Genomic DNA, 26,316 nt, shown 5'->3' on the forward strand with positions numbered 1-26,316 from the left:
GCAGTGGATGATGCCTTCAGAGTGCCGGATCCGGCCCGTAGATTCGAGGTCGTAGAGAGCAGCTCGATCTCATGCCCGGCATCAGGAAAGGCGCCCTGTTCCATGACCACGACCGTCCCCAACTCCGTTCTGCGCGTAGCCCCCGAGACGCCCGCCGAGGCCGCTGCCCACTTCCGCGCCTCGCTGCGCCTGTACGCCGACGTGTCCGACGTCGCCGCCGCGCTCGCGGCCGACGCCGACCCGGGATTTGTGATTCTCGACTCCCGTTCCACCGAGTCCTGGGACCAGGGACACATCCCCGGCGCGATCCACCTGCCCACCGCGCTCATCCCCGAGCAGGCCGAGGGCTTGCTCGACAAGTCGGTGCCCGTCGTCAGCTACTGCTGGGGGCCGGGCTGCAACGGTGCCACCCGTGCGGCCCTCGCCCTCGCTGAGCTCGGCTTCCAGGTCAAGGAAATGCTTGGAGGGTTCGAGTACTGGGTGCGCGAGGGCTTCGCGTACGAGACCTGGCAGGGCCCGGAACGTCGCGACGCCGACCCCCTGACCGCCCCGGTCGCGGGCACCTGCGGCTGCTGATCCCGGCACCGCACGCCCGCCCCAGCGCCGGCCCCAGCGCCCGCCGCTCCCCCTTGCCGGCTCTGATCAGCCCACCCGGTCTTCGGTATCGCGGGTTCAGTCGGGGAGTCCCCAGAAGCCGCCGTGCAGTCCGACCTCGGCGAAGTAGGACGCGGCGGAGACGGGGTCGCGGCGGATGTATCCCCGCTCCATGCGGCCTGCGTACCAGCCCCGGGCCAGCCGCCACAGTGTGGGCAGATCCATGACGTAGCCGCGTTCCTGTCCCGTGTTGTGCAGCCAGGCGTCGACGCAGTCGGTCGAGCAGAACAGGCGCTGGTTGGCGCAGGTGTGGACGACGTCGTCCCAGATGCGGTGAGCGGGGGTAAGGAAATGGGCCACCTGCTCGCCCTCGGGGGGAGCTTCCCGGCCCACGACCCATGCGTGCGGGGTGTCGCAGGCCGGGCAGCGCGTGGCGACCAGAACGTCCGGCTCCGCGGTCACGAGCTGGGGGACGGCGAAGGAGTCCCAGGCGCAGCCGCCCCACCACAGCGTGCTCGTTCCCATGACGGAGAAGCCGAGAGGGATCGAGGCGAACGGGTGGGCCATCACGATCCGGTCGCGGTCGCGGCTGTCGAGCACCACATCATGGCGCGCGTGCAGGACTTCCAGTGCATGGCGTGCCTCGTCCGCGGAGGCACCAATGACGTGGGCCAAGTCCTGGGGGGTGGGGGCTTCGCCGGTGCGGGCGAAGTGCGAGTAGACCGCGAGCCGGACCGATTCCGTACGGGCTGCCTGCGACGGATCGACGGAACCGCTCATCTTCTCCGCTCCTCCGGTACGCCCTGGCGGCGAGTGTACGCGGAGCATGAGCCGCACAGCGGCCGGGCGGCGGCCGAGCACGCTACGGCTCCCGCATGACTTGCCGCGAGACCGTACGACGACCGATCCGCATACTCTGTGCAGGCGTACGCCGGTGTGTCGGCGCAGTCGCCGATGTGACGCTTTGCGACATTTCAAGCCGCGGGGCATTCCGTTCCGCTTCCAAGCAAGAAAGGGAAGTCGTGAAACGAATCGGCGTGTGTGCCCTGTCCCTTGCCGCCTCCGTGGCCCTGACGGGTGCGACCGCGGGCCAGGCCTCCGCGGGCACCGGAGACGATCCCTCGACCGTCGCCGTCGTCGTGAACCACGGTGACGGCAACCTCTTCAACCAGGGTGACGGCAACAGCAACAACACCCAGGTCGGCGACGGGAACACGGCAGGGGGACACACCGTAACCCCGACGCCGGGCCCCATGCCCACCGTGACCACCTTCTACAGTCCGCTGGTGAGCGTGCAACCGGGGCAGACACGCATGGTGACCGCTACCTGCGGCTTGAACATGGAGGCGATTTCCGGCGCCTACCAGCAGACCGGCCTTCAGGTTCTGCAGACCAGCCAGACCGCCAACTCGTTCACCGTCGAGGTGGAGAACACCAGTACGTTGGTCGGAGCGGCGGTGGCCTCGGTCAACTGCGTGTCGCTGTAACACGGCAGGGGATCACCTGAGGGGTGGTCAGGACGGTGATGCCAGGGCCCGTATCGCGTCGGCAAACCGGGCGTCGTCCTTGGTGGTGGTGGCGTCGGCGATGTAGCCGTCGGGTCGGATCAGCACCAAGGCGTCGCCGTCGACGCCGTAGGTGCGGGTCAGTTTGCCGCTGGTGTCGGCGATTTCGCCCCCGTTGCCCGGGCGGCGCACCACACGGTAGCTGTGCAGTCCGGCGCCGGTCTCCGGCCAGGGCAGGCCGGTGGGGGCGTTGCCGAAGGCGAGGAGGGTGAAGTGGGCTCCTCTGAGGACGTCGAACAGGCGGCGTGCTCCGTCCGCGGTGACGCAAGGTGCGTCGGGGGCGCGGTCTCCCGCGATGAGGGTGCGGGTGGTTCCGGTTCCGGCGAGGGGGCCGCCGCGGTAGGACAGGGTGAGCTGTTGTTCCTCGTCGCCGCGTTTGAGGCCGGACAGGCGGTGCTGGCTGAGGTTCTGGTACAGCTCGCTGGATTTGCCCAGGACGTGGGCGGCGACCGGTCGTCGTTCGGTTTCGTAGGTGTCCAGGAGGGCGTCGGGTGCGCCTGCCAGGACCTGGGCGAGTTTCCAGCCGAGGGCGGGGCGGCCGCGGCGCGGGCCGCTCGGCGTCTGCGGGCGCGCGGCCCACCAGGCGGGACGGCCGGGAGCGGCGGTGCTCATGTTGTGGTCTTCCCGTCGGCGCGCCTGAACCGGTGAGGGCGGCCTGCGCGCTCAGCGCGACCCTGCGCACACGACGGTCCCGTCGAGGCACTCTATGTGACCCCACCATTATGGGTACGTTGTAGCCATATGTGGTGGGGTGCGGGCTCTGTGCCTGGCCACCGTGGGAGGTTGTTCGCCCGCGGGGCCCCTCTGCGGCCGGATCCGCCCTGGACCGCCGCATGCGCGGCCACCGGCCGATGGGGCCGTGTGCGGCCGGGCCCGGCGAGCGGTCCTGCGTTGCGTCCTATATTCGTGGCGCGACGGCCGCGAGCACGCCCCGTGCGGCCGTTCCGTTCGGCCAGGTCCACCCGGCGACGAGGTGTCCCGACGGCCCCTGCGCGGCCTCAGCCGACCGCAGGACGCGGTTGACCTGCACGCCAAGTCCGTCGTCGGGGCCGATTCCGTGCACGTTGACGCTCGGGTCGGGGGTGTCGCTCTTGCTCTGGTGCTGCGGCATCGCCTCGCCGCGCAGGAGCGCGTGCAACTGCTCCATCACCACCGGGTCGTGGACGCCGTCGTAGATCCACCGGGTGCCGAGCACCCCGTGTTCAGAGGTGCCGATCAGGGCCTCGCCGGGGACGCCCTCCAGCGCCGCGCCGCGGTAGCCCATAGGTACCAGATACGCCACCGGCTCCTGCGCGGCGGTGTCCGCCACGACCATGAACTCGATCCCGACCGCGCCCTCTGGATCGTCCAAACGGAACCCACCGGCCTTGACCAGTTCCGGTGTTTCCGCGTCGCCCATGTACCAGCTCTGCTTCGGCAGCCAGTCGGTGAGCAACTCCAGCTTGGTGGGCGTCATGGTGGTGTGGTGGATGAAGGCCATGCGAGCTCCTTACGCGCAAGTCTGGGCCCGTCCTCGAACGGGATGTGATCGAACCTATAGGAAACGGCCTTGCTTCCTGAGAGGTGGCGAGTGGCCTCGTAGGCTTTCCTTCCCGTTGTCCTCGCGGCCTCTCAGCGCTTCGGCTGGCGAGTCGAGTGTTGTGGTACGCGACTGGCCTGGCTTGTACGGGCAGTCTCGCGTGACGGATTTGCGCCGTCCCGGGGCGCCGTGTCGAGAACGGCGTCCAGGATCCGCCGGGAACGCTCCAGTTGGGCGATTGCCTCGGTGACACGGGTGCGTTCGCGCCGCAGCTCCCCGATGAAGGTCGGGCAGCCGGACGGCACCGTCAGCTCGTTTCTGTCGTGCAGGCAGTGCACGACCTTGGCGATGACCGCGGTGGACAGCCCGGCGGCGAGCAGCGCTCGGATGTGGTTCACCGTCGCGACGTCCGCCTCGGCGTACTCACGGTATCCGTTGTCCAGCCGGACCGGCCGGAGCAGGCCCTGCTCCTCGTAGTAGCGCAACAGCCGCCTGCTCACCCCGGTTTCATGGGACAGGTCGCCGATTCGCATCCGGCTTTCTCCTTGACCTTCACATAGATGTGATGCCTTACCGTCTCGCAGTATCGCTGATCGTGAAGTGAAGGAGCCGGATGATGCCGGGTGCGGTGATCATTGGTGCGGGACCGGGGATCGGGCAGGCAGTGGCCCGTCGGTTCGCCAGGGAGGGGCTGCCGATCACGCTGATCGCCAGGAGCGAGCGGACACTGCGCGCCGCGGCGGACGCGGTCGCTTCCCATGGTGTGCCGATCGTCACGTTGCAGGCTGACAGCACCGACCGGGCCGAGTTGGATGCGGCCCTGGACCAGGCCATCGGCGAGCACGGTGTGCCGGACGTCGCCGTCTACAATGCCGCGCTCGTCCGCGCGGACGGGCTGGGTGAGTTGTCGGTACGCGATCACATGGAGGCATGGGCGGTCAACGTGGTCGGCGCGCTCAACGCCGCGGCACACCTCGCGCCGGCGATGGCGACGCGCGGGAGCGGAAGTTTTCTTGTCACGGGCGGAATGCCCGAGCCGAAGCCGCAGTACGTGAGCCTCTCCCTGGGCAAGGCGGGCGTCCGGACTCTGGTCGCGCTGCTCGATCAGCAGTACAGATCCTCGGGAGTGCACGTGGCGAGCGTCACCGTGGACGGCCCGGTCGCCTCCGGCACCGACTTCGATCCGGACCACATCGCCGAGCACTACTGGAATCTGCACACACAGCCGCGCCACCTGTGGGACAGCGAGGCGCTGCACACCGGCCGTGCCGACGCCGAGCGTCTACCCGGTGCTCATGACGGCCCGTCGCGGTCACGCCCCGAGGATGCCGGACCGTACCTGAACACAGCCTGAACGCGCGCGTCGCCGCCCGGGACGGTGGACGGCCTACGCCCGTACGTGGTCATACTGGCGGAATGACGGCTCCCCGCGTGCTGATCGTCGAGGACGATCACGGACTGCGCGATGTGATCGCCCGCGGCCTGCGCGACGAGGACTTCCTCGTCGTGACGGCGGCCGACGGCGCCTCCGCGCTGCGCGCCGCCGACGGCCCGGTGGACGCCGTGGTGCTCGATGTGGGGCTGCCCGATTCCGACGGCCGTGATGTGTGCCAGGCGATGCGTGCCGCCGGGGTGACCGCGCCGGTGGTGTTTCTCACGGCGCACGACACCCTGACCGACCGGCTCTCGGGCTTCTCCTCCGGTGGCGACGACTATCTGGCCAAGCCCTTCCATCTCAGCGAGCTCGCGGCCCGGGTCCGGGCCGTGCTGCGGCGCTCGGGCGACGGTACGGCGATCGACACGGGTGCGGTACGGCTGGACCCGGTGCGCCATGAACTGGAGGTGCGCGGCACGGCAGTGGCGCTCACTCCCACCGAGTTCCGGCTGCTGGCCTGTCTGATGGCCGCCCCGGGTGCCGCCGTGCGCCGCCGGACCCTGGTGCGCGCGGGCTGGCCGGAGGGCGCCCAGGTCTCCGACAACACCCTGGACCAGTATCTGGTCCGGCTGCGCCGGAAGCTGCGCGAGGCCGACGCGCCGCACAGCATCGGCACGGTCCGTGGCATCGGATACCGTTTCGCGTGATCGGACAGCACCGGCTCCAGCGCCTCGGTCCGCGTACGCTGCGCGGCCGGCTGGCGCTGATCGCCCTGGCAACCAGCGTCCTGTGGATAGCCGTGCTGACCACGGTGTTCAACGTGGCCCTGGACAGAAGACTGCACGGGCAGGCCGACGAGGTGCTGCGCACCCGCGCCGAGGCCGTGGCGGCCACCGTGGACGCGCGGCCGGACGGCCGACTGGCGGTCAGTGAGCCGACGGAGGACCAGGCTCTGGACGCGGGTGTGTGGATCTACGAGGGCGGCCGGGCGATCGAACTGCCCCCGAACGTCCCGCCCGCCCTCCAGCGGCAGGCGGACGCGCTGGCCGGACACGGCACCCGGTTCGCCGAGACGACCTCGCCCTCGGCGACACGGTTCTACGCACTGCCGGTCGCCGCGCTCCCGGCGACCGGAGGCGGGGGCGGCGGCGCCGGACAGGCGGGCACCGTCGTCACCTCCGTCAGCCTCGACCCTTACAACAGCACCGCCGATTCCGCGCTGGCCGGCTCGATCGCCCTGTCGCTGGTGCTGCTGGGGGGTGTCTATCTGCTGACCCGGCTGGTCGTACGGCGGGCTCTACGGCCCGTGGGCGACATGAGCGCGCAGGCCGCCGAGTGGAGCAAGGCAGGTGTGGCGGAACGGTTCGGCGAGGGCGGGCGGCCCGCCGAACTCGTCTCCCTGGCGGCCAATCTCGACGAGCTGCTGGACCGGCTCGCCGCGGTCCTGCGCCATGAACAGCGTCAGGCCGCCGACATCTCGCACGAGCTGCGTACTCCACTGGCCCGGATCACCGCGGAGACCGAGTGGCTCGCCCGGCGCCCGCGTACCGCCGACGAGCAGCGGGCCTCGCACGAGGCCATCGCGAGCGCCGCCGCCACGATGGGCCGGATCTGCGAGACCTTGCTCTCCGAGGCCCGTACACGCACCGGACAGACTCCGGGAAGCTGTGACGTCCTGGCACTCGCGCGGGAGCTGGCCCGGCGTGGCACGGACGGGCCGCCGCGGACGCCGCTGATCGAGGTCCGTGGCGGCCCGGCCACCGCCGGTGTCTCCACGGCACTGGCCGAACGCATCCTGAGCCCGCTGCTGGACAACGCCCGCCGCTATGCCGCGCACACCGTGGTGATCGAATGCGCGGCGGTGACGGGCACGGTACGGGTGACCGTCGCCGACGACGGGTCCGGAGTACCGGTGGAGTTCAAGGACTCGCTGTTCGAACCGGGCCGGCGCGCGACGCCCGGCGACGGTCATGACGGCGCGGGCCTCGGACTGGCACTCGCGCGCCGGCTCGCCCGCGCGGCCGGCGGTGACATCGCACTCGACGCCGGACACGCGGGCGCGCGGTTCACCGTCACTCTGCCCGCGGGCTGAGCGGCTCCGGCGGTACGACATCCCGCCTGGTCCGGGTGAGAAAGACGACCAGGCCGAGGATCACCACCAGGAACAGCGCGCTGGTCCCCACGGTGCCGAGCCCCAGCCCACCGTCCGCACGCGCCTGGGACAGATAGTCGCCGAGGGACGCGCCGAGCGGGCGGGTGAGGACGTAGGCGATCCAGAACGACCAGACGGCGTTCAGATCGAGGGCCTGGTGAGCGGCGGCCACCGCGGCGATCAGGACGGCGAAGACGACGGCGGAGAGCCAGTATCCGAGATCGAGCCGCTCGGCGGTGAGATCGCCCGCGGCGGTCCCGAGAGCGAAGGTGAACAGGATCGCCAGCCAGTAGAAGCCCTCGCGCCGGCCGGTGCGGATGGAGTGGATGGAGAGCGTGCGCTCGCTCGCGTACCAGCCGATGAAGGTGAGGGCCAGGGCGACCGCGAAGACCGCCGTGGTGATCTCCAACGGGACGCCGAGATTGTCGGTGAGATTGTCGCTGACCAGCGTGCCCACCACGCTGATCAGTACGACTGCGAGCCAGTACAGCCCCGGCACGTAGGCGCGTGCCCGGAACTGGAAGAAGAGTGTGATCACGAGCAGGGCGCTCATGATGAGGGACGTGTTCGTCAGCCCGAGGCCGAGATTGGCGTTGAGGAGGTCGGCCGCGGTTTCCCCCACCGTGGTGCAGAGGACTTTGATGACCCAGAAGTAGAGGGTGACCTCGGGGACCTTGTTCATCAGCTCGCGGCGCCGTGAGGAAGCGCCCGGCAGATATGTGTCTGCTGTCATGACGCAGCACGCTGGCAGGGTTCACCTGAACGTTTCCTGACCGGAGGGCACGCCTACCCGGTCCGGGCGACCGCCGCACCTTGAGAGCGGTCCGCGTCAGCGCGTGTCCCTCGGCTGTCGCCACGTGCGGCGCGCCGCCCGCCTCGCGGACACCCTAGACGCGCTGATGTCCCTGGGCCGGTCGTCCCGGATCCGGGATCCATTCTTCACAGGGTGAAGGCGATGGCCAGCATGATGGCCATGAGAGTGAGGACGAAGACCGTGATGTGCTTGCCCGTCGGCTGCTGTACGGGCTGTCCGGAACGCGCCAGTTCGATCTGGCGTCCTATGTAGCCGGCGAAGGCGACTCTCGTCAGGGCCAGGCCGAGCATGGCCAGCGTGTACAGCGCCAGCGGGGTGTTTCCCTCGTAGTCCCGCACCGCCGAGTCGAGGGCGATGCCGAGCGCGCCGCCCAGGGGGAGCACTGTCGCCTTCCACTTGTTTTTCTTCTCGAGGATCAGGGACTGGAACGCCACCGCCGCCGCGATGCCCGCCACGAAGGCGGCGATCCACCAGTCGGCGGGGGAGAAATGGGAGGTCAGCACAGCGGGTCTCCGTAGTTGGCGGCGGGGTGATGCGTACCCGCCCTCATGGTGCGTACGCATCACCCCACGTGCGTGGGTTCTACCAGGTGAGCAGGCCGACCACCGTGGTCACCGTGTCACTGACGGCGCCCGAGATCTTGGCACCGACTTCCCTGGCCACGGTCTCCCCGTTCACGCCGAAGTTGCGGAAGATCGCTCCCTTGCCCTGGAAGATGCCGCCGATCGCGAAGATGCCGAGCGCCTGCTGGAACTGGGGGGATCTCCAGCCGCCCTCGTATCCCAGGGACAGGATGGCGCTCACCCCTTGCATGCCCCAGGAGGCGAGCCCGACCCCGAGGGCGACGGCCCCGACGGCGGGGGCGAAGGGCCCGGTGAACGGGGCGAGGACGGCGAGACCGAGCGAGATCCCGCCGAGCGCCGTGCTCCAGTGGCCGGTGGCCGCTGCCCAGTCCTTGACGTCACCCATGTCCTCGGGCCACATGCCCCAGTACTTGGTGTCGCCGGTGTTGTCGTCGTCGTACTCGGGCTTGTCGGAGGGACTCGTGCCGTCCTGCTGGTTCTTCTTGGCCGCCTCGGCCGCTTTGCGTGCGGCTTCGGCGGCTTCGGCGCGCCGCTTCTCGACGGCGATGGTGCGGGCCTCGCTGGCGGCGGCAGCGGCGGCCTGTGCGTCCTTGCCGGCCTGGACGGCGGAGGCCCGGGCCGCGGAGGCGGACGACTGGGCGGCCGACGCGGAGGACACGGCCTGCTTGGCGGACGCCACGGCCTGGGTCATCGAGTAGTTCGCGGAACGGGCGGCGCCACGCGCGGTGGCCGCCGCCGACTGCGCGGACTTGGCGGACTGGGCGGCCGCGGCGGCCGAGCGGTCGGCCTCGTCCGCGTTTGCCCGGGCCTCGCTCGCCGAGTCCGCGGCATCCGAGGCGTAACCCTGCGCCTTCGCCGCCCACTCGGACGCCTCCGCGGCGGCCTCACGGGCCTCGGCGGCGGCCTTGGACGCCAGCGCGGCGTCCTGCAGCGCCTTCGCGGCGATCCTCGCGGCGTGCGCGATGGAGGCGCGGATCGCGGCGACATGGGTGGCGTGGTCCTGGTCGAGGCGGGCGATGTTGAACTTGTCGCGGACGACGAAGGCGCGCCGCATGCGCGCGGAGCCCTCCAGCACGATCTGCGCCGCCGACTTCATGTAGGGTCCGCCGGAGTTGAGCAGCCGGAAGATCTCTACGTTGTCGTCCTGCTTGGTGGCTTCCGCCAGTTCGACGGTGAGGAAGCGGTGCAGGGCGCGAGCACTGCCGTCGTTCAGCGCGGCCTCGATCCCCGCCTTCACGGCCACACCGGGCTGCGAGTTCAGCAGCGCGAAGACGGCGACGCGGTTGTCCTCGGCCGCCGCCTCGATGGCGCCGCTGTCGAGGAAGTCACGGATCGCGTTCGGGGTGGTGGCGGCCAGCGCCCGGGAGGCGGCCTCGGCGACGGCGGGTGTGCCGAGCTGGGCGAGGGTGAGGACGCTCTCGCGGTCGTCCTGGTCGCGGGCGAGGACCCGGTCCGCGCTGATCCAGTTGATGATGTCGTCGTCGGCCCCGGAGAGGGCGTACTCGGCGGCCTCCCGGGTCCAGCCGCCGGTCGCGTCGAGGAGTTTTACGGCGGCCTTGCGGCCGTTGGCGACCGCTGCGGCGGTGTCCCCGGCGCTCAGCGCCGATTCGGCGGCGGCGATCAGGTCCTTGATCTCGCTGGTGGTTCCGTCCGCCTGGGTGCGCTGCTCGTCGGCCCGCTTGGTGTCGTCGATCTCGGCCTGGGCCCGCAGCCGCGCCACCGTGACGCCGAGTTCGGTGTCGTCGGCGATGCGCGCGGCCTCGGCCTCGCGCGCGGCCTTCTCCACCTCCTGGGCTTCCTTGACGGCGTCGGCGGCGGTGTTGGCCGCCGTCACCGCCGCCTTGGCGTACTCGGTGGAGCGCTTGGCGTACTCGATCGCCTTGCCCGCGTTGGCCGCCGCGTCCTCGGCCGCGGCGGCGGCCTTCAACGCGTGCTCGGCGGCGCTGTTCGCCGCGTCGCGGGCGGCCCGGGCCGCCGTGGCCGCCCGTCCCGCGAGTGTCTGGGCCGTGCCCGCCGCCCGGGTGGCGCGCGCGGCGGCGGCGTCGGCCTCGACGGCGGCGGCCCGGGCCCGCGCCGCCTGGGACTGGGCGACCCCGGCGCTGGTGGCGGCAGCCGCGGCCGCGTTGGCGGCGGCAGCGGCGTTCTGGGCGGCGCTCGCGGCGGCGGAGCCGGCGGCGGAGGCGCTCTGGGACGCGATGGCGGCCTGGTCGGCGGCAGCGGCGGCGGTCTTCGCGCGCGCGGCGGCGTCCCGGGCGCCCTGGGCGGCCTGACGGGCGGCCGACGCCTTGGACGCGTCCTTGGACGCTGCGATGGCGGCGCCGTACGCCCGGGAGGCGGCGCCGCCGGCGGACGCGGCGGCAGCGGCGGCGGCCTGCGCGGCCTGGGCGGCACGGCTGGAGGCGGCCTGGGCGGCACGGGACGCGGAGATCGCGGTGCCGGCCGCGTCGGCGGCACCGCGCGCGGCGCTCGCCGCCTTGTTGGCCGCGGTGGCCGACCTGCGTACGTCGTTCTGGGCGGCCCGGGCCTCCTCGGCGGCGTTGAGCGCGGCCTCCTTCGCCTTCTCGGCGGCCTCCTTCGCCTGGTCGGAAGCGGTGACGGCCTGCTCCGTCTTGAGCTGCGCGCGCTTGCCCTCGCGCTCCACGATCTTGACCAATTGGTCGATCGTCGCGGCCTCTTCGTCGTGGGCGCGGGCGATGTACTGGCCGGAGACGAGGAACTGACTGGCGGCCCTGCCCGTGACGGGACAGGAAGACACCGAGACCGCCGCCCGAACAGCCGGGCGGCGGTCACGCGACCGTGGTTCGCCGGGGGGACTGGGCTACCCCGCTGCAGGTGCTGGATCCGGTGTCGCGTTCGGCGGCAGCGGCATGGCCTCGCGGCTCTCCTGGACGGCCACCGGCGTATCGCTGTCCGCCCGGGTGATGATCAGGAAGCGCTCACGAGCCGCGCCCTGCTCCGTCGCGTCCGCCGAGGCCCCCTCGTTCGGCGGGGTCAGCACCTCCCGCAACAGCCCGATGGCCTGGCTGACCTGGGCACCCGCCGCGTTCGTCGTGAACGTGGTGAGTGCTTCCGTACGGCCGAACGGCGCCGACCGGTTCTCCGTGAGCCGGAGCGTGTAGTCCTTGCCCGGTTCCAGGCCGGTCGCCGCGACCTGGAGGAGGTCCAGAGCGCCGAGCGCGTTCACGGAGACGGTCGCGTGCCCCCGCCCGCCGCTGCCCTTCGGCGCGTTCAGGGTGAGGTGGCCGGCCATGCCGGCGACTCCGAGGGGCATCAGATTGGCCGTGCCCGTACCGGAGGGGACGGCCCGCGGAACGTACAGCAACTGCTGAGGCTGCTGGCCGATCGGAATCGTCGCGATGATCCGGTTCTCGAGGGTGTCGACGGCCGCGACGGCGTCCTGGTTCTCCAGCCCGACATACACCCTGGTGCCGTCGCCGGACACCCAGATGCCGTGCGGCAGATCGCCGGTGGGGATGGTGGCGACCAGGCTCGGCACCTTGCCGCGGCGGTACACCTTGACGACGTTCTCCCCGCCCACCGTCACATAACCGAAGTGGCCGTTGGCGTTGTCGACCAGGGTGACGTGGTTGGTGATCGGTCCCGAGTCGAGCGTGGCGAGGATACGGAAGGGCGGACGGGCGCTCATCACCTGCGTCTTGCCGGAGTCCTTGAGGGTGAACCAGACCTCGGTGCCGTCCCGGCTCACGGCCAGGTTGGGCGAGAAGGGGCTGGCCTGCGGTACGCGCGCCACGACCCGGTACGTCCTGGTGTCCACCACATCCACCTCGGGGGTGAAGCTGGACGGTACGAACGCGTACCTGCCGTCCGGCCGGAACAGCACCATCCCGGGACCGTTCGCCGTCTTCACGCGGCGTTTCTCCTTCATACGGACGGGGTCGATCACCGATACGTAGTCCTCGCCCCGTACGGTCGCCCACAACTCGCGGCCGTCGGGCGTGAAGAACGTCTCGTGCGGCGAACGCCCTATGTAGACCACGCCCTTGACCTTGTTCGTCGCCGTCTCGATCAGGGTGACCGAGTTGGAGCCGATGGAGACGACGGCGATGGTCCTGTGGTCCGGCGAGAAACCCATTCCGTGGACGAGGAGTTGCTGCCGGTACAGGGGGCTGAGCGCGCCGGGTACGGGGTCGCCGAGGCGGATCACGCCCAGGAGCCGGTTGGCGGCGGGGTCGATCACGGAGACGGTGTTCGATGTCTGGTCGGCGGTGTAGACGCGGTCGCGGCCGGATACGGGGATGACCGCGTCCGTACCCGTACCCCTGCTGGTGCCCGTACCCCTGCCTGTACGCGTGCCCGTACCCGCACCGGTACCTGTACTCGCACGGGTCCCTGTACCGGTACCCGTGCCCGTAGCGGTACCCGTACCGCCGCGTATTCGCTCGCCGGACTCCGGGCTCCCGCGGAGCGGAGGCGCGGCGGCCATCCGGCCCTTCAGTACGCCGATCTCCTGCTGCTGCGTGACGATGATCTCCTGGGCCAGCCGCCGCAGCACAGGGTCCTTCCCGTGCTCCAGCACCGCCTTCGCCATCTCGACGGCACTCTGGTGGTGGGGCACCATCAGGGCCGCGAAGTCGTGGTCAGGGTCGCCGGTCATGCGCGAGCCCGCCATGGCCTCGGCCATCGCCCTCATGCTCGCGTCCATCTTCCGTGTGAACGGTCCAGGCGCGCCGTCCGCGTGGGACGGGTGGGCGTGCGACGAGAAGGCCGCCCCTCGTTCTGGGGACTCGCACGAGACCAGGCTCAATGCGATGAACCCTGCTGCCGCGGATGCGCCCAGCCGGCGAAACGCGAATCCACTCATCCGACATCTCCTCTTCCGTCCGGTACGAGCCGGGAACGCCAAGGGGACGACAAAGGGAGGACAGGGGAAGGGAAGGGGAAGATCAGGGGAGGAACAGAACAGGAGCGGGGGAAGGAACAGAAGGAACAGGGGGAGGAACAAGGCAATGCCAGAGGGAAGGGCTCTCCGCCGGTGAGTCCCAGTCTTGGCAGCCCGAGGAGGTATGTCCTGCCGGGCTTTGCAAACGGGTGAACCCCGGTACTGCCCGGGCTCGCCGAAGGGAGCGGACGCGATGGAGCGGACCACATGCTGTGTGGTGGGCGGCGGCCCCGCCGGAATGGTGCTCGGCCTGCTGCTGGCCCGGGCCGGCGTCGAGGTCACGGTCCTTGAGAAGCACGGTGACTTCCTGCGCGACTTCCGTGGCGACACCGTGCATCCGTCCACGCTGGCACTGCTGGACGAACTGGGGCTGGCCGAGCGGTTCGCCCGTCTGCCGCAGCGGCGGGTGACGACGGTCCAGCTCCCGATCGGCCCGGGCCGTTCACTGATCACCGTCGGAGACATCGGGGCGCTGCGGAGCACGTACAACTACATCGCGATGGTGCCGCAGTGGGAACTGCTCAACCTCCTGGTGGAAGAGGCCCGTCGGGAGCCGTCCTTCTCGCTGCGGATGAGCACCGGGGCGACGTCCTTCCTGGTGGAGCGCGGACGGGTCCGCGGAGTGCGGTACGCCACGTCCGACGGCCGTACCGGTGAGCTGCGGGCCACCCTCACCGTGGCCTGCGACGGCCGGAGCTCGCTGGCGCGGTCGCTGCCCGAACTGGGGCTGCGGAGCTTCACCTGCCCGATGGACGCCTGGTGGTTCCGGCTGCCGCGCCGCGACGGCGATCCGCACGGACTGGTGGGAGGCGCCGGCGACGGGTTCCTCACCGCCCTGATCGACCGCGGGGACTACTGGCAGTGCGCCGCGCTGATCCCCAAGGGCACCGACGCCCGGCGCCGCGCCGACGGTCTCGCCCGCTTCATGGCCGACTTCAGAGCCGCCGTTCCCTGGCTCGGCGACCGGGTGAACACGGTGCGGTCGTGGGACGAGGTGAAACTGCTCGACGTACGGCTTGACCGCCTCCGGCGCTGGCACCGGCCCGGGCTGCTGTGCATCGGCGACGCGGCGCACGCGATGTCGCCGGTCTTCGGCATCGGCATCAACCTCGCGGTCGAGGACGCGGTGGCCGCCGCCCGCCATCTGGTCGGGCCGCTGCGGGCGGGGACGGTCGGCCTGCGGGACGTACGAGCCGTCCAGCGCCGCCGCCGGCCCACTGCGGCCCTGACACAGGCGCTCCAGCGGACCGCCCACGCCCGGGTCATCGAACCGGTCCTGGCAGGACGCCCGCCCTTCGGCGACTCCCGCCGTGCCCGGCGGATGGCCGAACTCCTCACCACGTCCCCCTGGCTGAGCCGCGTCCCGGCCTACTTCCTCGCCTACGGCGCCGTACGCGAGCGCCCACCGCGCGAGTCAACGCGGTGAGGCGGTCTGCCGGGCGGTCCGGACCAGGGCTACGGGCACGGGTGCCGATCGTCCTTCGGCCCCCACACCGTCCGTTCGTCCTCGCGCGACACCCTGCCGCACAGCAGCTCGGTCGCCGGCCCGTCACCGCTGCCCCGCACCACCGCGAGCAGCTTGTCCTCCGTCACCCGTCCCCCGCCCGCCGCGCCGTGCGCGTCGATACGGCGGGTCGCGCCGTCGAACCCGCCACCGCCCAGGCCCTGGTAGAGCACGCCTTGCAGCAACACCCTGTTCAGACGGTCGTCCTGGCCGCCGGTGGTGCGCCAGGCCTGGTCGATGCCCTCGGCGAGATAGCGCAACGCGTCCCAGGCGAGGGCGACATGACCGTCCTCGCGCATGGCCCTCGTCCGGGCGCTGCGGTCGCCGCCGTACGCACGGTCGTACGCGGCGAGGAAGGCCGCCGCCTCCGGGCTCCGCGTCACGAGCGACGGCGCGTGGCCGTGCGAGACGTAGAAGAGAGTGAGGCCCTTGAAGTCGTCCAGGGGACGCCGGTCGTCCGTCAGCAAGTTGATGACATCGTCGCCGGCCAGCACACCGACCTCCGGACAGTCGCCGGAGATACGGCCGATCTCGGCCAGGAACACCTGGAACTGGCTGGCCCGCGCCGACCACACCACCGCCGTCCGCGGATCCTCACGCACCGCGCCGCAGACCTCCCGCGCCAGATCCTCCACGGTCGCCACGGGCCGTCCGCCCAGCGCACCCGGCACCGGACCCGGCTCCGGCGCGTCGGTCGGGGTGTAGAGGAGTACGTCCGTGCGCCCCTGCCCGTACGACGAACGGAACGACGCGGCAAGGCTGTTGCTGTACGCGTCGGTGGCATCGGCGACCAGGCTCACCCGACGCGCCTTCTGCCCGCCCGCGGTCATCCGAGCGTTCGACGCGAACACCGCCATCAGCTCGGCGGCCCGCGCGTCGGTGGGAGCCGTCTGGTAGTAGTGCTCGCCCTGGCGCAGGAGTTCATCGGCGGTGCCCGAGGTGCCGACCATCGGGATGCCCGCCTTGTCGAGGACGCGTATCGCGTCGTACGTATTGCGGCGGCTCTGCCCGAAACCGACCACGCCCGCGATGGACGGATCGCTCGCGGCCAGCTCCGCGACCCGCTCGGCGACGGCGGGCGCGTCCTTGAAACGGTCGCCCGCGTTGGCGGTGAGCACCCGCAGCGGGACGCGTTCACCGGAACGCAGCGCCTGGGTGTTGATGTGCCGCTGCGCCAGCGCGATGCCGCGCAGCTCCGCCAGCGTGCCGCCGCGCACCGGGTCCTCGGCGTTCTCGCCACCGGTGAGCGGGCCGAAGTAGACGACGGTACGGCGGCCGGGTCGCGGGTCGTCGGCGGGCCGGTCCGCCAACTCCCCGTCGAGCGCGGTGTTCTGCCGCTCGATCTGCTGGAGCACGGCCCGTAACGCCTGCTCGCTCGGCGCGTTGCCGAACTCCGCCGCGCCTTCGGCGACACCGACACACTGCCCGTCCGTACCGAGGAAGGTGGACCCCTGGCACGGATCGTCCTTCTCGCCGCTCCCCAGGTCCGGTACGAGGATCAGGCCGACGACGAGTGCGAGTGCCACCGCTCCGATGCCGAGCACTCCGGCCACCTCGGCACCGGGACCCCAGCGCGGCGACGGTGTCACCAGAGTGGGCCAGCGGCCGAGCCAGTAGACCGCTGCCTGATCGTCCTCGGGGCCCTCGGCCACCGGCACGACAATGCCGGTCGGCTGCCCCGGAGTCATCCCGCGCCGTTCGATATTGATCAGCTCGGCGCCGGCGTGGGCGAGTCCTGAGGCGTTGATGTCGGGGATGCGCGAGGCCAGTGACAGTACGCCGCCCGCCACCGCGAACACCGATGTGCACCGCAAGTCCTCGACCGCGGAGCGCAGTTCGCGCAAGAAGCGCTGGACACGCGAATCGGCGGGCCCCGCACCGTCGAAGAGCAGCACGAAGCGTGAAGTACGGCGCCGCCGCCAGGGGTTGAGAAGGCGGGCCCGCGACGCCTGGTCCAGATCGGCCAGCAGGGCGTGCATCAGTACCCGGTCCATACGCTCCGGCTCATTGCCCGGTTCGCCGTGCACGAGGTCGAGCGCGGAACGGAAGAAGTCGGTGGGCGGGCTGCCGTGCTGGCGGCGCACCCACTCCGCGTACCAGCTACGGCTGCGCGCCCGGCCGAGCATCCGGCGGTTGGCGCGCCAGCCGAACAGGGCGCGCGGCAGCCGCTGGAAGAGCGGGCCCGCGACGAAGTTCCACAACAGCTCCAGCAGTGTGCCGCCGCTGGCCTGGTCACGGCCGCCGAGCCACCACAGGGTCTGGGCGGTGCGGGACCAGTTGCGGTGCTCCGCGTAGCAGTGGTTGCGCAGCTCGGCGTGGCGGCGCTCCATCAGCCCCTCGATGGCGGGCGCGGTGACGACGGAACGCAGCAACCGATAGCTGTGCAGGCGGAGTTCGCCCGTGCCGGGCGGCATGGTCTCGGCGAGCTGGAGGGTGAGATGCTCGAAGAGTTCCAGCGGCGGCGGGTCCGCTCCGTCCGGGATCTGCGGGATGTACGCGTGCGGCGCGAGGACCTCGCTCCGGCCGCGCATCCGGGAGCGGAGCCCGGCGACGATCCGGCGCCCCGCGTCGCCGCCGTCCGGCTCATGGAGCAGGACGACCGGCACTCTGCTGCGGCTGCGCCGAGGCTGCGCCACCAGCTTGTCGAACGCGTCGACGAAGCGCTCGACGCCCGGATACGCCGGAATACGGCTCTGCGAATCCCCCGTGGTCATGAACAGGCCCCCTCGTTCCCCCTGAGAAACAAGGATTATTCCCCCAACTGCTCCCAACCGCCCGGCAAAAACGCCGAGTTGACTCAGCAGTGCATGATGTCGTCGAAGTGCTCGACAAGCGGGGCTCCGGCCAGATAGGGACGCAGGGCCGCCCCGTACCTCGCATAACGGTCCGTGCCACGGAAGTTGTCGAGGTGCGCCTCCTTCGACTCCCACTCGTTCACACCGACGAACCGCGTCGGCGTCTCGTTGCTCTGATGCATCGCCGCGCTGACACACCCCGGTGTGGTGGCGAGCAGGTCATGACCCGTGTCCCGGTACGCGGACGCGAAGGCGGCCTCCTCGCCGGGTTTGACATCAATGATCGCGATTTCGGTAACCATGGGACGATCCTGACACAGGTGCCGGAGCTTGTCCTGGCCGGATGCGGGGCTTGCCCGGACGTGCTCCGTCCCGCGAGCAGGGCCGCGGTTCCATGGACACAACCCTCTATCACGGCAAAGCGATGGCCGAGAGACGTCCTATTGGCCGAACTTTTCGGCAGCTGACGTTTTTGTGAAAACTGTGCCGAGCACAGTGGGGGCGCGCGTGGCAGAGGATCGCGCGACATCGTTGTCGGGGCGGGTGTGCCGTCCTGCGTGAGTCGAGAGGACCACCCCATGCGGGATTCCATGGTCGCCGTGGGCCAGGCGCGGCCCCCGGCACCGCTGTCGAGACGGAGACGCGTCCGCGCCGCCGTGGTGGCCGGGCTGACGGCCGGTGCGCTCGTCGCCGGACTGTCCCCGTCCTCCGCCGCCACCGCCCCGGCCGGGAAGGCCGGCCAGGACATCAGCGCGTACGACGCCGTCGACCAGTTCATCGGTACGGAGCTGGACGGCACCCAGAACAAGGGCAACAGCGCGTACGGCAACACCTGGCCGGGCGCCACCGTGCCGTTCGGCATGGTCCAGTCGAGCCCGACCACATACCGGTCGAGCGACGGCGACCAGAAGGGCGGCTACGAGTACACCGCCGACAAGATCCGTGGCTTCGGCATGACCCGGCTCTCCGGCACGGGCTGCGAAGGCCGGTTCAGCGCCTTCGACTTCCCCGTCCTTCCGTACACCGGGGCCCTCGCGGGCGGCGCGCTGCCGACGAGTCCGGCCGCCGGAATCACCCCGTACTACCTGGACTTCGACCACAGCGCCGAGTCCGCCGAGCCCGGCTACTACTCGGTGGACCTCGCCAACGGCGTCGGTACGGAGCTGACCGCGACGACCCGTACGGCCGTCAGCCGGTACGACTTCCCCGCCGACAGCGGCAGTTCGACCCTGATCCTGGATGTGGCCGGTTCCAACAACCGTGTCTTCGACAGCGAGGTCACCGTCAAGGGCCGCACCGTCAGCGGCTGGGTGGAGACCGCCTCGGTGTGCGAGGAGGGCGGTCGCTACCGCGCCTACTTCTCTGCCACCTTCGACCGCCCCTTCACGTCCTACGGCACCTGGCAGGGCGGTACGGTCACCCCCGGTGCCCCCACCGCACGCGGCGGCGCGGCCAAGCACGGCGCGGGCGTCTATCTCGTCTTCGACAAGGGCGCCGAGGTCACCGCGAAGACCGGTCTCAGCTATGTCAGCGTCGAGAACGCCGCCGAGAACGCGGCGTCGGAGGCCGACCACTCCTTCCAGGGAGTACGGTCCCGTGCGGCGCGGCTGTGGAAGGACGCGCTGGACACCGTCGATGTGAAGGGCGGTACGGAGCCGGAGCGGGTGAAGTTCTACACCGCGCTCTACCACTCGCTGCTGCACCCGAACGTCGCCGACGACGTGAACGGCCAGTACGCCGGCCAGGACGGCACGGTCCGCACCGTCGAGCGCGGCCGGCACCACTACGTCACCTACGCGGGCTGGGACATGTACCGCGGGCAGTCGCAACTCGTCGCGCTGCTCTTCCCGAAGGCCGGCGACGACATCAACCAGTCCATCGTGGACATGGTCCAGCAGAGCGGCAGGTGGCCCAACTGGCCGCATCTGAATCAGTCGCAGCAGAAGATGAGCGGTGACTCGCTCCAGGTGATCCTCTCCTCCATCGACGCGTTCGGCAGCACGGACTACGACCGCGAGGCCGCCCTCGCCTCCATGAGGACGACGCAGTCGCTGCCCGCGGACACCACCCTGCGCCGGTACGCGCAGCAGTACTTCAGCACCGGCTTCATCGAGAACCGCAAGGGCGACTCCGCCACGTCCAAGACGCTGGAGTACGCGATCGACGACTTCGCGATCGCCCAGCTCGCCGACCGCCTCGGCGACAGCGGCACCCGCGAGCGGTTCATGACGCGCGCCCAGAGCTGGCAGAACCTCTTCGACTCCGGCACCCGGCAGATACGGCCCCGTGAGCGCAACGGCTTCGACCGCGGCTTCAACCTCGGTGAGCGCGGCGACCAGTTCGAGCAGGCGACCGGCTACCAGTACGGCTGGATGGTGCCGCAGAACATCGGCACCCTGGTCGAGAAGCGCGGCGGCGCCGACACCGTCATCAAGGACCTCGACCAGCACACCGCCGCGCTGGACGCGGGCGTGTACAACACGACCGGCGCGTATCTGAGCAACCAGCCCAGCTTCTCCATGCCGTTCATCTACAACTGGCTGGGCCGGCCCGACCGGACCGGCGACGTGCTGCGCCGCGCGGTCACCGAGATGTACGACACGACGCCCTCGGGTCTGCCGGGCAACGACGACCTGGGCTCGCTCAGTTCGTGGTACGTGTGGGCCAACATGGGTATGTACCCGTCGGTCTACGGCACGGCCAATCTGGTGCTGAGCGCGCCGATGTTCGAGCGCGTCACCGTCGACAGCGCCGACGCCGACCGGAAGATCACCATCAACGCCCCGGACGTCACGGCCGGCAAGCCGTACATCACCGGGATGAAGCTCAACGGCAAGAAGACCACCAGGTCCTGGGTGGACGAGGACTTCGCGCGGCACGGCGGGAGGATCGCGTACACCATGGGCAGTACGCCCGGCAGCTGGGGCACCGGCGCCGCCGATGTCCCGCCGTCGTACACCGAGGGCGGCGACAGCCGTAACGGCATCGGGATCACCCCGGACGGCCAGGGCAGGCTCGGTTCGCTCGACCTCAGTGACAACTCGCTCTCCCGCGAGAAGCTCGCCGCCGCGGGTGCCGCTCCGGGCGCGAAGCTGCCGCTGACCGACACCGGTGTCACCTTCACCTGGCCGGACACCGAGCCGGGCGAGCCCGACAACTGGATTCCGCACGGCCAGCGCGTCGGTCTGGCGGACACCGAGGGCGTCGCGGCGAGCGGGATCTCCTTCCTCGGCCTCGCCACCAACGGGCCCTCGCAGGGCACGGCGGTCGTCGAGTACACCGACGGCACCACCCAGAACGTGCCGGTGCAGTTCACGGACTGGACGCCGGGTACGAACTACCAGTTCGGCAATGTGCCGGTGGTGGCCACGACGGGCCGGAACAATGTGAACGGCAGCTCGGACACCGTACGGACCCTGGTGTTCGGTACGGCACCGCAGGCGCTCGACCCGGCGAAGCGTGTGAAGTCCGTGGTGCTGCCACAGGGCACCGACCGCGGTGTGATGCACATCTTCGACGTCGCGCTCCGGCCCTGAGCCGCGATGTTCCCGAGTGCCCGGAGTTCCTGAGTGCCGCCTGGCGTTCCTGAGCACCTTGTGTTCTTGAGCGCCTGACGGTTCTGAGGCACCGGCGGAAGAGGCCCAGTGGCTGAACCACTCAGCCACTGGGCCTCTTCCGGCCCGGAGGATCGGCTAGCCGCCCGGCCCCGGGATCTCCGTACCAGGTCCTCTGTAGGGTGACGGTGACCGACTGCTTCGATGTGGAGGCGACATGGGAGACTTGAACCCCGAAGTGATACTGGGGATGGCGGCCCAGGCACCCGACGGCATGGTGATCATCGACGGTGAAGGACTGATCCGCTACTGGAACCGCGGCGCGGAGCGCATCTTCGGATTCACCGCCGCCGAGGTCGACGGCCGCAGCCTGGATGTGATCATCCCGGAGAAACACCGGAAGCGGCACTGGGACGGCTTCCAGGTGGCCATGGCCGAGGGAGTCACCAAGTACGGCGACAACGACCTGCTGAACGTACCGGCGCTGACCGCGTCCGGCGCGACGATCTCGATCGAGTTCAGCGTGATGCTGCTGGCCGGTCCCGAGGGCGGTCCGGGGTACGTCGCGGCCGTCATCCGCGATGTCACCGCGCGCCGGGCCCAGGAGCGGGAGACGCGCAAGCGCCTGATGGAGGCGGCTCAGGACCGCGCCGCGTCCTGAGTCCTCATGCCCGAATGTCCGAGTCCTCACGTCCGGGCCTGAGGGCGAGCCCTGAGCTCTGAGACCTGAGTTCTGAGGTTCGAGTTCTGACCGCGTTCCGCGCACCGCCGCGGAAGCGCTGCCGTCCCCAGGGGCGCGGGACGGCAGGGACGCGGGACGGAGCGCGCAGCCACGGCCGGAGAAGCCACGGTCAGACCAGTGCGGCAGCGGCCGTCAGCGGTTCCCACCAGGACCGGTTGGCCCGGTACCAGGCGACCGTCTCGGCCAGACCGGTGGCCAGGTCCACGGTCGGCCGGTAGCCGAGTTCCCCGGTGATACGGGTGTGGTCCACGCAGTAGCGCCGGTCATGCCCCCTGCGGTCCTCGACGTACCGTATCCGCCCCCAGTCCGCGTCGCAGGCGCGCACGATCAGATCGACCAGGTCCCGGTTGGGCAGCGATGTGCCGCCACCGATGTTGTACGCCTCGCCCGCCCGCCCCCGAGTCCTGACCAGCTCGACCGCACGGACATGGTCCGTCACATGGAGCCAGTCCCTGACGTTGCCGCCGTCCCCGTACAGCGGCGCCTCCCCGCCGTCCAGCAGCCGGGTGACGAACAGCGGGATCAGCTTCTCCGGGAACTGGTACGGACCGTAGTTGTTGGAGCACCGGGTGACCCGCACATCCAGCCCGTGGGTCCGGTGCTGGGCCAGGGCGAGCATGTCCCCGGCCGCCTTGGAGGCCGCGTACGGACTGTTCGGCCGCAGCGGGGAGTCCTCGGTCCAGGAACCGCTCTCGATGGAGCCGTAGACCTCGTCCGTGGAGATGTACAGAAAGGGTCCGACCCCATGGCGCAACGCGGCGTCGAGGAGATTCTGCGTCCCCACCACATTGGTCCGTACAAAGCCGGACGCATCGCGGATGGACCGGTCGACATGGGATTCGGCCGCGAAATGCACCACTTGGTCGTGTCCGGCCATCAGCGTGTCGACCAGCTCCACATCACAGATGTCTCCCTGGACGAATTCCAACGAGGGATGGCCGTCGACCGGGGCGAGATTGGCCCGATTTCCCGCGTATGTCAGGGCGTCCAGAACAGTGACGGTGATATCGCCGGCCCCGCCGGGCCCCAGCAGCGTACGCACGTAATGGGAGCCGATAAAACCCGCTCCGCCTGTGACAAGCACTCTGGTCATGGCCGGACGCTAGGAACGCCGCCTCGCACGGAGCTGGACGGCCACTTGAGATGACTCCCGCCCCGCCGTTCCGGGCTGTTCGAGCCGGTGTCGAGAGAGGCTCCAATACGGCATGGCTCAGTTGTCGGCGCGCGGCTTCCGTGGGCGCGCGGCTTCACCGGAATCGACGAACGGGAGTGACCTGATGAAGGGGATCATACTGGCGGGCGGAGCCGGCACCCGGCTCCAGCCGCTGACCCTGGCCGTCTCCAAACAGTTGCTCCCCGTGGGCGACAAGCCCATGATCTATTACCCGCTCAGTGTCCTCATGCTCACCGGCGTCAGGGACATCCTGATCATTTCCACCCCGGAGGATCTTCCGCAGTTCCGCCGGCTGCTGGGTGACGGCTCCCAGTTGGGACTGCGGATCGAGTACGAGGAGCAGGCCAGGCCCAACGGGCTGCCCGAGGCCTTTGTCATCGGCGCCGATCACATCGGTGACGATTCGGTCGCGCTCATCCTCGGCGACAACATCTTCCACGGCCAGAACTTCTATTCCGTTCTCACCGAGAACAGCCGGAACGTCGACGGCTGTGTCCTCTTCGGTTATCCGGTGCAGGATCCGGAACGGTACGGCGTGGGCGAGACCGGACCCGACGGAACGCTGGTCTCCATCGAGGAGAAACCGGCGAAGCCGCGCTCCAACACCGCGATCACCGGGCTCTACTTCTACGACAACACCGTGGTGGACGTGGCGAAGAATCTGAAGCCCTCCGACCGCGGCGAGCTGGAGATCTCCGATGTGAACCGCTGGTATCTGGAGCGGGGGAGCGCCCGTCTCGTCAATCTCGGCCGGGGCTTCGCCTGGCTGGACACCGGCACGCCCCGCTCGCTCCTCCAGGCCGGGCAGTACGTGGGCACGCTGGAGGAGCGGCAGGGCGTACGCATCGCCTGCGTCGAGGAAGTCGCCCTGCGCATGGGCTACATCGACAGCGACGAGTGCTACGGGCTCGGCGCCCGGCTCGGCAAGTCGCGCTACGGCGAGTACGTCATGGCGATCGCGCGGGAGCTGGCCCAGGCCTGAGGCCCCGGTCTGAGGCTCTGAGTCCGGGACGCCGGCCTGGGGCGCCGGTCCGGGGCGCAGCCCCGAGAGGCCGCCCGCCCGGGTCGGGGAGTCCCCTCGGCCGGCGGGAGTGTCAGGGGAGGAGAGCGGCGAGCGACGCGGGCATACGGGATTTGATGTCTTTCCACTCGCCCTCGCTGATGTGCTGCTGGAGCACGGTCAGCACGGTGTGCACCAACTGCTCGGTGCCGCCCTCCACCGAGTAGCGGAAATCCTGCCGGACACGCTCCAGGAATTCCTCCTTGTGCATCTTCACCGGTGTTTCCGAGGGCTTCCAGCCGTCGTAGTAGATACCGCGCAGCAGGGTCGGCAACTGCGCGGCGAACTGCGCGCTCTCGTCGACGGGCAGCCGGTCCCGTAGCTGGTGCAGGACCGTCCGCAGCGCGGCATAGGACTGTTTCCTGCGGTCCTTGGGCCACCCATAGGCCTTTTCGATCTCATTGAGGATGTGGTTCGCCTTGTCGACCATGGTGTCGAACGAAGGGAATCCTGTGTCGACCATCTCGTGATCCTTTCGGCTGTCCGATTTAAGGTCACGAACGGTCCCGTGTGCCAGTCATGGCAGGCGAATGGGTTCATCCGCCCCCCCCGCGCGGGCCCGCCGCACCACGCATAAGGGTGCCCAGCGCGCGGGGAACGCGCGCGGGGCACCCTGGTGGATCCGGCCGCCTCGGATGATCAGGCCACCGCGGATCGGGCCGCCTCGGATCAGGCGACGACGTTGTCCTCGTGCAGCTTGGCGATGGCGTACGCGTCGTAGCCCAGGTCGGCCAGGACCTCGTCCGTGTGCTCACCGAGCAGCGGAGCACCCTTGATGTCGGGCTTGAAGCCGGAGAACTTGACCGGGCTGCCCACCGTCAGGTAGGTGCCGCGGTCCTTCTGCTCGACCTCGACGATCGTGCCGCTCTTGCGCATGTCGGGGTCCTCGGCGAGCTCCTTCATGCTGAGCACGGGGGCGCAGGGCACCTCCCACTCACGCAGGATGTCGACCGCCTCGTACTTGGTCTTGTCGGCCAGCCACTTCTCGATCTCGCCGAAGATCTCCATGATCCGCGGCTGGCGGGCCCGGGCGGTCGTGTAGTCCGGGTCCTCGACCCACTCGGGGTGGCCGATGGCCTCAGCGGTGCGCTTCCAGTTCTGCTCCTGGATCGTGAAGTAGATGTAGGCGTTGGGGTCGGTCTCCCAGCCCTTGCACTTCAGGATCCAGCCCGGCTGGCCACCGCCGCCCGCGTTGCCGCCACGCGGCACCGCGTCGCCGAACTCGCCGTGCGGGTACTGGGGGTACTCCTCCAGGTAGCCGACCTTCTCCAGGCGCTGCTGGTCACGGAGCTTGACACGGGTCAGGTTGAGCACGGCGTCCTGCATGGACACCGATACCTTCTGGCCCTCACCGGTCGCGTTGCGCTGGATGATCGCGGTCAGCAGACCGATCAGCAGGTGCATACCGGTGTTGCTGTCGCCGAGGGCCGAGCCGCTGATGGTCGGCGGGCCGTCCCAGAAGCCGGTGGTGGACGCGGCGCCACCGGCCGCCTGCGCGACGTTCTCGTACACCTTGAGGTCGGACCACGACGAGTCGTCGTTGAAGCCCTTGACCGAGCCGAAGATCAGCCGCGGGTTCAGCTCGTGGATGTAGTCCCAGCCGAGGCCCATGCGGTCCATGGCGCCCGGCGCGAAATTCTCGACCAGGATGTCCGACTCGCGGATCAGCTTCTCCATGACCTCCTTGCCCTCGGGGGTCTTGGTGTTGATGGCCAGCGAGCGCTTGTTGCTGTTGAGCATCGTGAAGTACAGCGCGTCGAGGTCCGGGATGTCCCGGAGCTGGTTGCGGGTCACGTCGCCGCCCTGGGGGCGTTCGACCTTGATGACGTCGGCGCCGAACCAGGCGAGCATCTGGGTACACGCGGGACCGGCCTGGACCCCGGTGAAGTCGATCACCTTGATTCCGGCGAGCGGCTTGTCACTCATGGTGGCTTCCTTCTTGTGAATGATCTCGGTACGGAGGGTGTGGTGTGCGGGGAGTGCG

22 protein-coding genes are annotated in these 26,316 nt (G+C 70.1%); 9 read left to right on the plus strand and 13 right to left on the minus strand.

Annotated elements, in window-relative coordinates; all coding sequences use genetic code 11:
* The first annotated feature begins 102 nt into the window (after positions 1-102).
* Complete coding sequence (locus WH07_RS07890; RefSeq protein WP_046497031.1) at positions 103-576, plus strand: rhodanese-like domain-containing protein; 474 nt, start codon at positions 103-105, stop codon at positions 574-576.
* Positions 577-672: 96 nt separating this feature from the next.
* Here WH07_RS07890 and merB read toward each other — a convergent pair whose 3' ends face one another.
* Positions 673-1,374 (minus strand): organomercurial lyase, encoded by a 702-nt coding sequence (merB, locus tag WH07_RS07895; RefSeq protein WP_046497034.1) that lies wholly within the window; start codon positions 1,372-1,374, stop codon positions 673-675.
* Between the two features lie 242 nt (positions 1,375-1,616).
* Here merB and WH07_RS07900 point away from each other — a divergent pair, with 242 nt between their 5' ends.
* Positions 1,617-2,081 carry a hypothetical protein gene (locus WH07_RS07900; RefSeq protein WP_157877273.1) on the plus strand — a complete coding sequence of 155 codons (465 nt, stop codon included), beginning with the start codon at positions 1,617-1,619 and terminating at the stop codon, positions 2,079-2,081.
* Between the two features lie 27 nt (positions 2,082-2,108).
* Here the strand turns inward: WH07_RS07900 and WH07_RS41720 are convergent, their stop codons facing one another.
* The 3 genes from WH07_RS41720 to WH07_RS07915 form a co-directional block, all read right to left on the minus strand.
* Positions 2,109-2,771: an aromatic-ring hydroxylase C-terminal domain-containing protein gene (locus WH07_RS41720; RefSeq protein WP_052744289.1), complete on the minus strand. Its 663-nt coding sequence runs from the start codon at positions 2,769-2,771 to the stop codon at positions 2,109-2,111.
* 286 nt (positions 2,772-3,057) lie between these two features.
* The gene (locus tag WH07_RS07910) at positions 3,058-3,639 is read right to left on the minus strand and encodes a maltokinase N-terminal cap-like domain-containing protein (RefSeq protein WP_046497040.1); all 582 of its coding nucleotides are present in this window, start codon (positions 3,637-3,639) and stop codon (positions 3,058-3,060) included.
* Between the two features lie 131 nt (positions 3,640-3,770).
* Positions 3,771-4,211 (minus strand): MerR family transcriptional regulator, encoded by a 441-nt coding sequence (locus WH07_RS07915; protein WP_046497044.1) that lies wholly within the window; start codon positions 4,209-4,211, stop codon positions 3,771-3,773.
* Positions 4,212-4,291: 80 nt separating this feature from the next.
* Here WH07_RS07915 and WH07_RS07920 point away from each other — a divergent pair, with 80 nt between their 5' ends.
* The 3 genes from WH07_RS07920 (at position 4,292) to WH07_RS07930 (ending at position 7,145) form a co-directional block, all read left to right on the plus strand.
* A complete protein-coding gene (locus WH07_RS07920; RefSeq protein ID WP_232788769.1) occupies positions 4,292-5,032 on the plus strand; it encodes an SDR family NAD(P)-dependent oxidoreductase in 741 nt (246 codons plus the stop codon).
* Between the two features lie 62 nt (positions 5,033-5,094).
* Positions 5,095-5,760, plus strand: a complete 666-nt coding sequence (locus tag WH07_RS07925) for a response regulator transcription factor (protein WP_046497046.1) — start codon at positions 5,095-5,097, stop codon at positions 5,758-5,760.
* Positions 5,757-7,145, plus strand: a complete 1,389-nt coding sequence (locus WH07_RS07930; RefSeq protein WP_232788770.1) for an ATP-binding protein — start codon at positions 5,757-5,759, stop codon at positions 7,143-7,145. Before WH07_RS07925 ends, WH07_RS07930 begins: the two co-directional genes overlap by 4 nt.
* Here WH07_RS07930 and WH07_RS07935 read toward each other — a convergent pair.
* The 4 genes from WH07_RS07935 to WH07_RS38715 form a co-directional block, all read right to left on the minus strand.
* Entirely contained in the window at positions 7,126-7,938 is an 813-nt protein-coding gene (locus WH07_RS07935) for a COG4705 family protein (RefSeq protein ID WP_046497050.1), read from the minus strand. The genes WH07_RS07930 and WH07_RS07935 overlap by 20 nt on opposite strands.
* Before the next feature lie 206 nt (positions 7,939-8,144).
* Positions 8,145-8,522 (minus strand): hypothetical protein, encoded by a 378-nt coding sequence (locus tag WH07_RS07940; RefSeq protein WP_046497052.1) that lies wholly within the window; start codon positions 8,520-8,522, stop codon positions 8,145-8,147.
* A 79-nt stretch (positions 8,523-8,601) separates the two neighbouring features.
* The gene (locus WH07_RS07945; RefSeq protein ID WP_052744290.1) at positions 8,602-11,358 is read right to left on the minus strand and encodes an ALF repeat-containing protein; all 2,757 of its coding nucleotides are present in this window, start codon (positions 11,356-11,358) and stop codon (positions 8,602-8,604) included.
* A 63-nt stretch (positions 11,359-11,421) separates the two neighbouring features.
* Positions 11,422-13,425 carry a DUF305 domain-containing protein gene (locus WH07_RS38715; protein ID WP_106409530.1) on the minus strand — a complete coding sequence of 668 codons (2,004 nt, stop codon included), beginning with the start codon at positions 13,423-13,425 and terminating at the stop codon, positions 11,422-11,424.
* Between the two features lie 271 nt (positions 13,426-13,696).
* Here WH07_RS38715 and WH07_RS07955 point away from each other — a divergent pair, with 271 nt between their 5' ends.
* On the plus strand, positions 13,697-14,929 hold the full coding sequence (locus WH07_RS07955; protein WP_046497055.1) for an FAD-dependent oxidoreductase: 1,233 nt from the start codon (positions 13,697-13,699) through the stop codon (positions 14,927-14,929).
* A gap of 29 nt (positions 14,930-14,958) precedes the next feature.
* Here the strand turns inward: WH07_RS07955 and WH07_RS07960 are convergent, their stop codons facing one another.
* Positions 14,959-17,721 (minus strand): type 1 periplasmic-binding domain-containing protein, encoded by a 2,763-nt coding sequence (locus WH07_RS07960; protein WP_232788771.1) that lies wholly within the window; start codon positions 17,719-17,721, stop codon positions 14,959-14,961.
* An 83-nt stretch (positions 17,722-17,804) separates the two neighbouring features.
* Complete coding sequence (locus WH07_RS07965; protein ID WP_046497057.1) at positions 17,805-18,104, minus strand: antibiotic biosynthesis monooxygenase family protein; 300 nt, start codon at positions 18,102-18,104, stop codon at positions 17,805-17,807.
* A 276-nt stretch (positions 18,105-18,380) separates the two neighbouring features.
* Here WH07_RS07965 and WH07_RS07970 point away from each other — a divergent pair, with 276 nt between their 5' ends.
* Both WH07_RS07970 and WH07_RS07975 read left to right on the plus strand, forming a co-directional pair.
* Complete coding sequence (locus WH07_RS07970; protein ID WP_232788772.1) at positions 18,381-21,338, plus strand: GH92 family glycosyl hydrolase; 2,958 nt, start codon at positions 18,381-18,383, stop codon at positions 21,336-21,338.
* A gap of 235 nt (positions 21,339-21,573) precedes the next feature.
* Positions 21,574-22,017, plus strand: a complete 444-nt coding sequence (locus tag WH07_RS07975) for a PAS domain S-box protein (RefSeq protein WP_046497061.1) — start codon at positions 21,574-21,576, stop codon at positions 22,015-22,017.
* 190 nt (positions 22,018-22,207) lie between these two features.
* Here WH07_RS07975 and rfbB read toward each other — a convergent pair whose 3' ends face one another.
* Positions 22,208-23,191, minus strand: coding sequence for a dTDP-glucose 4,6-dehydratase (rfbB, locus tag WH07_RS07980; RefSeq protein WP_046497063.1), 984 nt, complete (start codon positions 23,189-23,191; stop codon positions 22,208-22,210).
* A 184-nt stretch (positions 23,192-23,375) separates the two neighbouring features.
* On the opposite strand from rfbB, the gene rfbA reads away from it, so the two are divergent.
* Positions 23,376-24,254, plus strand: a complete 879-nt coding sequence (gene rfbA, locus WH07_RS07985) for a glucose-1-phosphate thymidylyltransferase RfbA (protein ID WP_046497066.1) — start codon at positions 23,376-23,378, stop codon at positions 24,252-24,254.
* Between the two features lie 112 nt (positions 24,255-24,366).
* Here rfbA and WH07_RS07990 read toward each other — a convergent pair whose 3' ends face one another.
* Both WH07_RS07990 and frc read right to left on the minus strand, forming a co-directional pair.
* On the minus strand, positions 24,367-24,795 hold the full coding sequence (locus WH07_RS07990; protein ID WP_046497068.1) for a DUF2267 domain-containing protein: 429 nt from the start codon (positions 24,793-24,795) through the stop codon (positions 24,367-24,369).
* Positions 24,796-25,001: 206 nt separating this feature from the next.
* Positions 25,002-26,258 carry a formyl-CoA transferase gene (gene frc, locus WH07_RS07995; protein WP_046497124.1) on the minus strand — a complete coding sequence of 419 codons (1,257 nt, stop codon included), beginning with the start codon at positions 26,256-26,258 and terminating at the stop codon, positions 25,002-25,004.
* Positions 26,259-26,316: the final 58 nt, after the last annotated feature.

This window comes from Streptomyces odonnellii (assembly GCF_000981895.1).
Classification (GTDB): domain Bacteria; phylum Actinomycetota; class Actinomycetes; order Streptomycetales; family Streptomycetaceae; genus Streptomyces; species Streptomyces odonnellii.

Bases quoted from the DNA above. Each gene is read 5' to 3' on its own strand.
- WH07_RS07935 (WP_046497050.1), bottom strand. From the start codon at position 7,938: ATGACAGCAGACACATATCTGCCGGGCGCTTCCTCACGGCGCCGCGAG.
- WH07_RS07960 (WP_232788771.1), bottom strand. From the start codon at position 17,721: ATGACCACGGGGGATTCGCAGAGCCGTATTCCGGCGTATCCGGGCGTC.
- WH07_RS07975 (WP_046497061.1), top strand. From the start codon at position 21,574: ATGGGAGACTTGAACCCCGAAGTGATACTGGGGATGGCGGCCCAGGCA.
- WH07_RS07990 (WP_046497068.1), bottom strand. From the start codon at position 24,795: ATGGTCGACACAGGATTCCCTTCGTTCGACACCATGGTCGACAAGGCG.
- frc (WP_046497124.1), bottom strand. From the start codon at position 26,258: ATGAGTGACAAGCCGCTCGCCGGAATCAAGGTGATCGACTTCACCGGG.
- WH07_RS07955 (WP_046497055.1), top strand. From the start codon at position 13,697: ATGGAGCGGACCACATGCTGTGTGGTGGGCGGCGGCCCCGCCGGAATG.
- WH07_RS07970 (WP_232788772.1), top strand. From the start codon at position 18,381: ATGCGGGATTCCATGGTCGCCGTGGGCCAGGCGCGGCCCCCGGCACCG.
- rfbB (WP_046497063.1), bottom strand. From the start codon at position 23,191: ATGACCAGAGTGCTTGTCACAGGCGGAGCGGGTTTTATCGGCTCCCAT.
- WH07_RS07910 (WP_046497040.1), bottom strand. From the start codon at position 3,639: ATGGCCTTCATCCACCACACCACCATGACGCCCACCAAGCTGGAGTTG.
- WH07_RS07965 (WP_046497057.1), bottom strand. From the start codon at position 18,104: ATGGTTACCGAAATCGCGATCATTGATGTCAAACCCGGCGAGGAGGCC.
- WH07_RS07920 (WP_232788769.1), top strand. From the start codon at position 4,292: ATGATGCCGGGTGCGGTGATCATTGGTGCGGGACCGGGGATCGGGCAG.
- rfbA (WP_046497066.1), top strand. From the start codon at position 23,376: ATGAAGGGGATCATACTGGCGGGCGGAGCCGGCACCCGGCTCCAGCCG.
- WH07_RS07915 (WP_046497044.1), bottom strand. From the start codon at position 4,211: ATGCGAATCGGCGACCTGTCCCATGAAACCGGGGTGAGCAGGCGGCTG.
- WH07_RS07925 (WP_046497046.1), top strand. From the start codon at position 5,095: ATGACGGCTCCCCGCGTGCTGATCGTCGAGGACGATCACGGACTGCGC.
- WH07_RS07890 (WP_046497031.1), top strand. From the start codon at position 103: ATGACCACGACCGTCCCCAACTCCGTTCTGCGCGTAGCCCCCGAGACG.
- merB (WP_046497034.1), bottom strand. From the start codon at position 1,374: ATGAGCGGTTCCGTCGATCCGTCGCAGGCAGCCCGTACGGAATCGGTC.
- WH07_RS38715 (WP_106409530.1), bottom strand. From the start codon at position 13,425: ATGAGTGGATTCGCGTTTCGCCGGCTGGGCGCATCCGCGGCAGCAGGG.
- WH07_RS41720 (WP_052744289.1), bottom strand. From the start codon at position 2,771: ATGAGCACCGCCGCTCCCGGCCGTCCCGCCTGGTGGGCCGCGCGCCCG.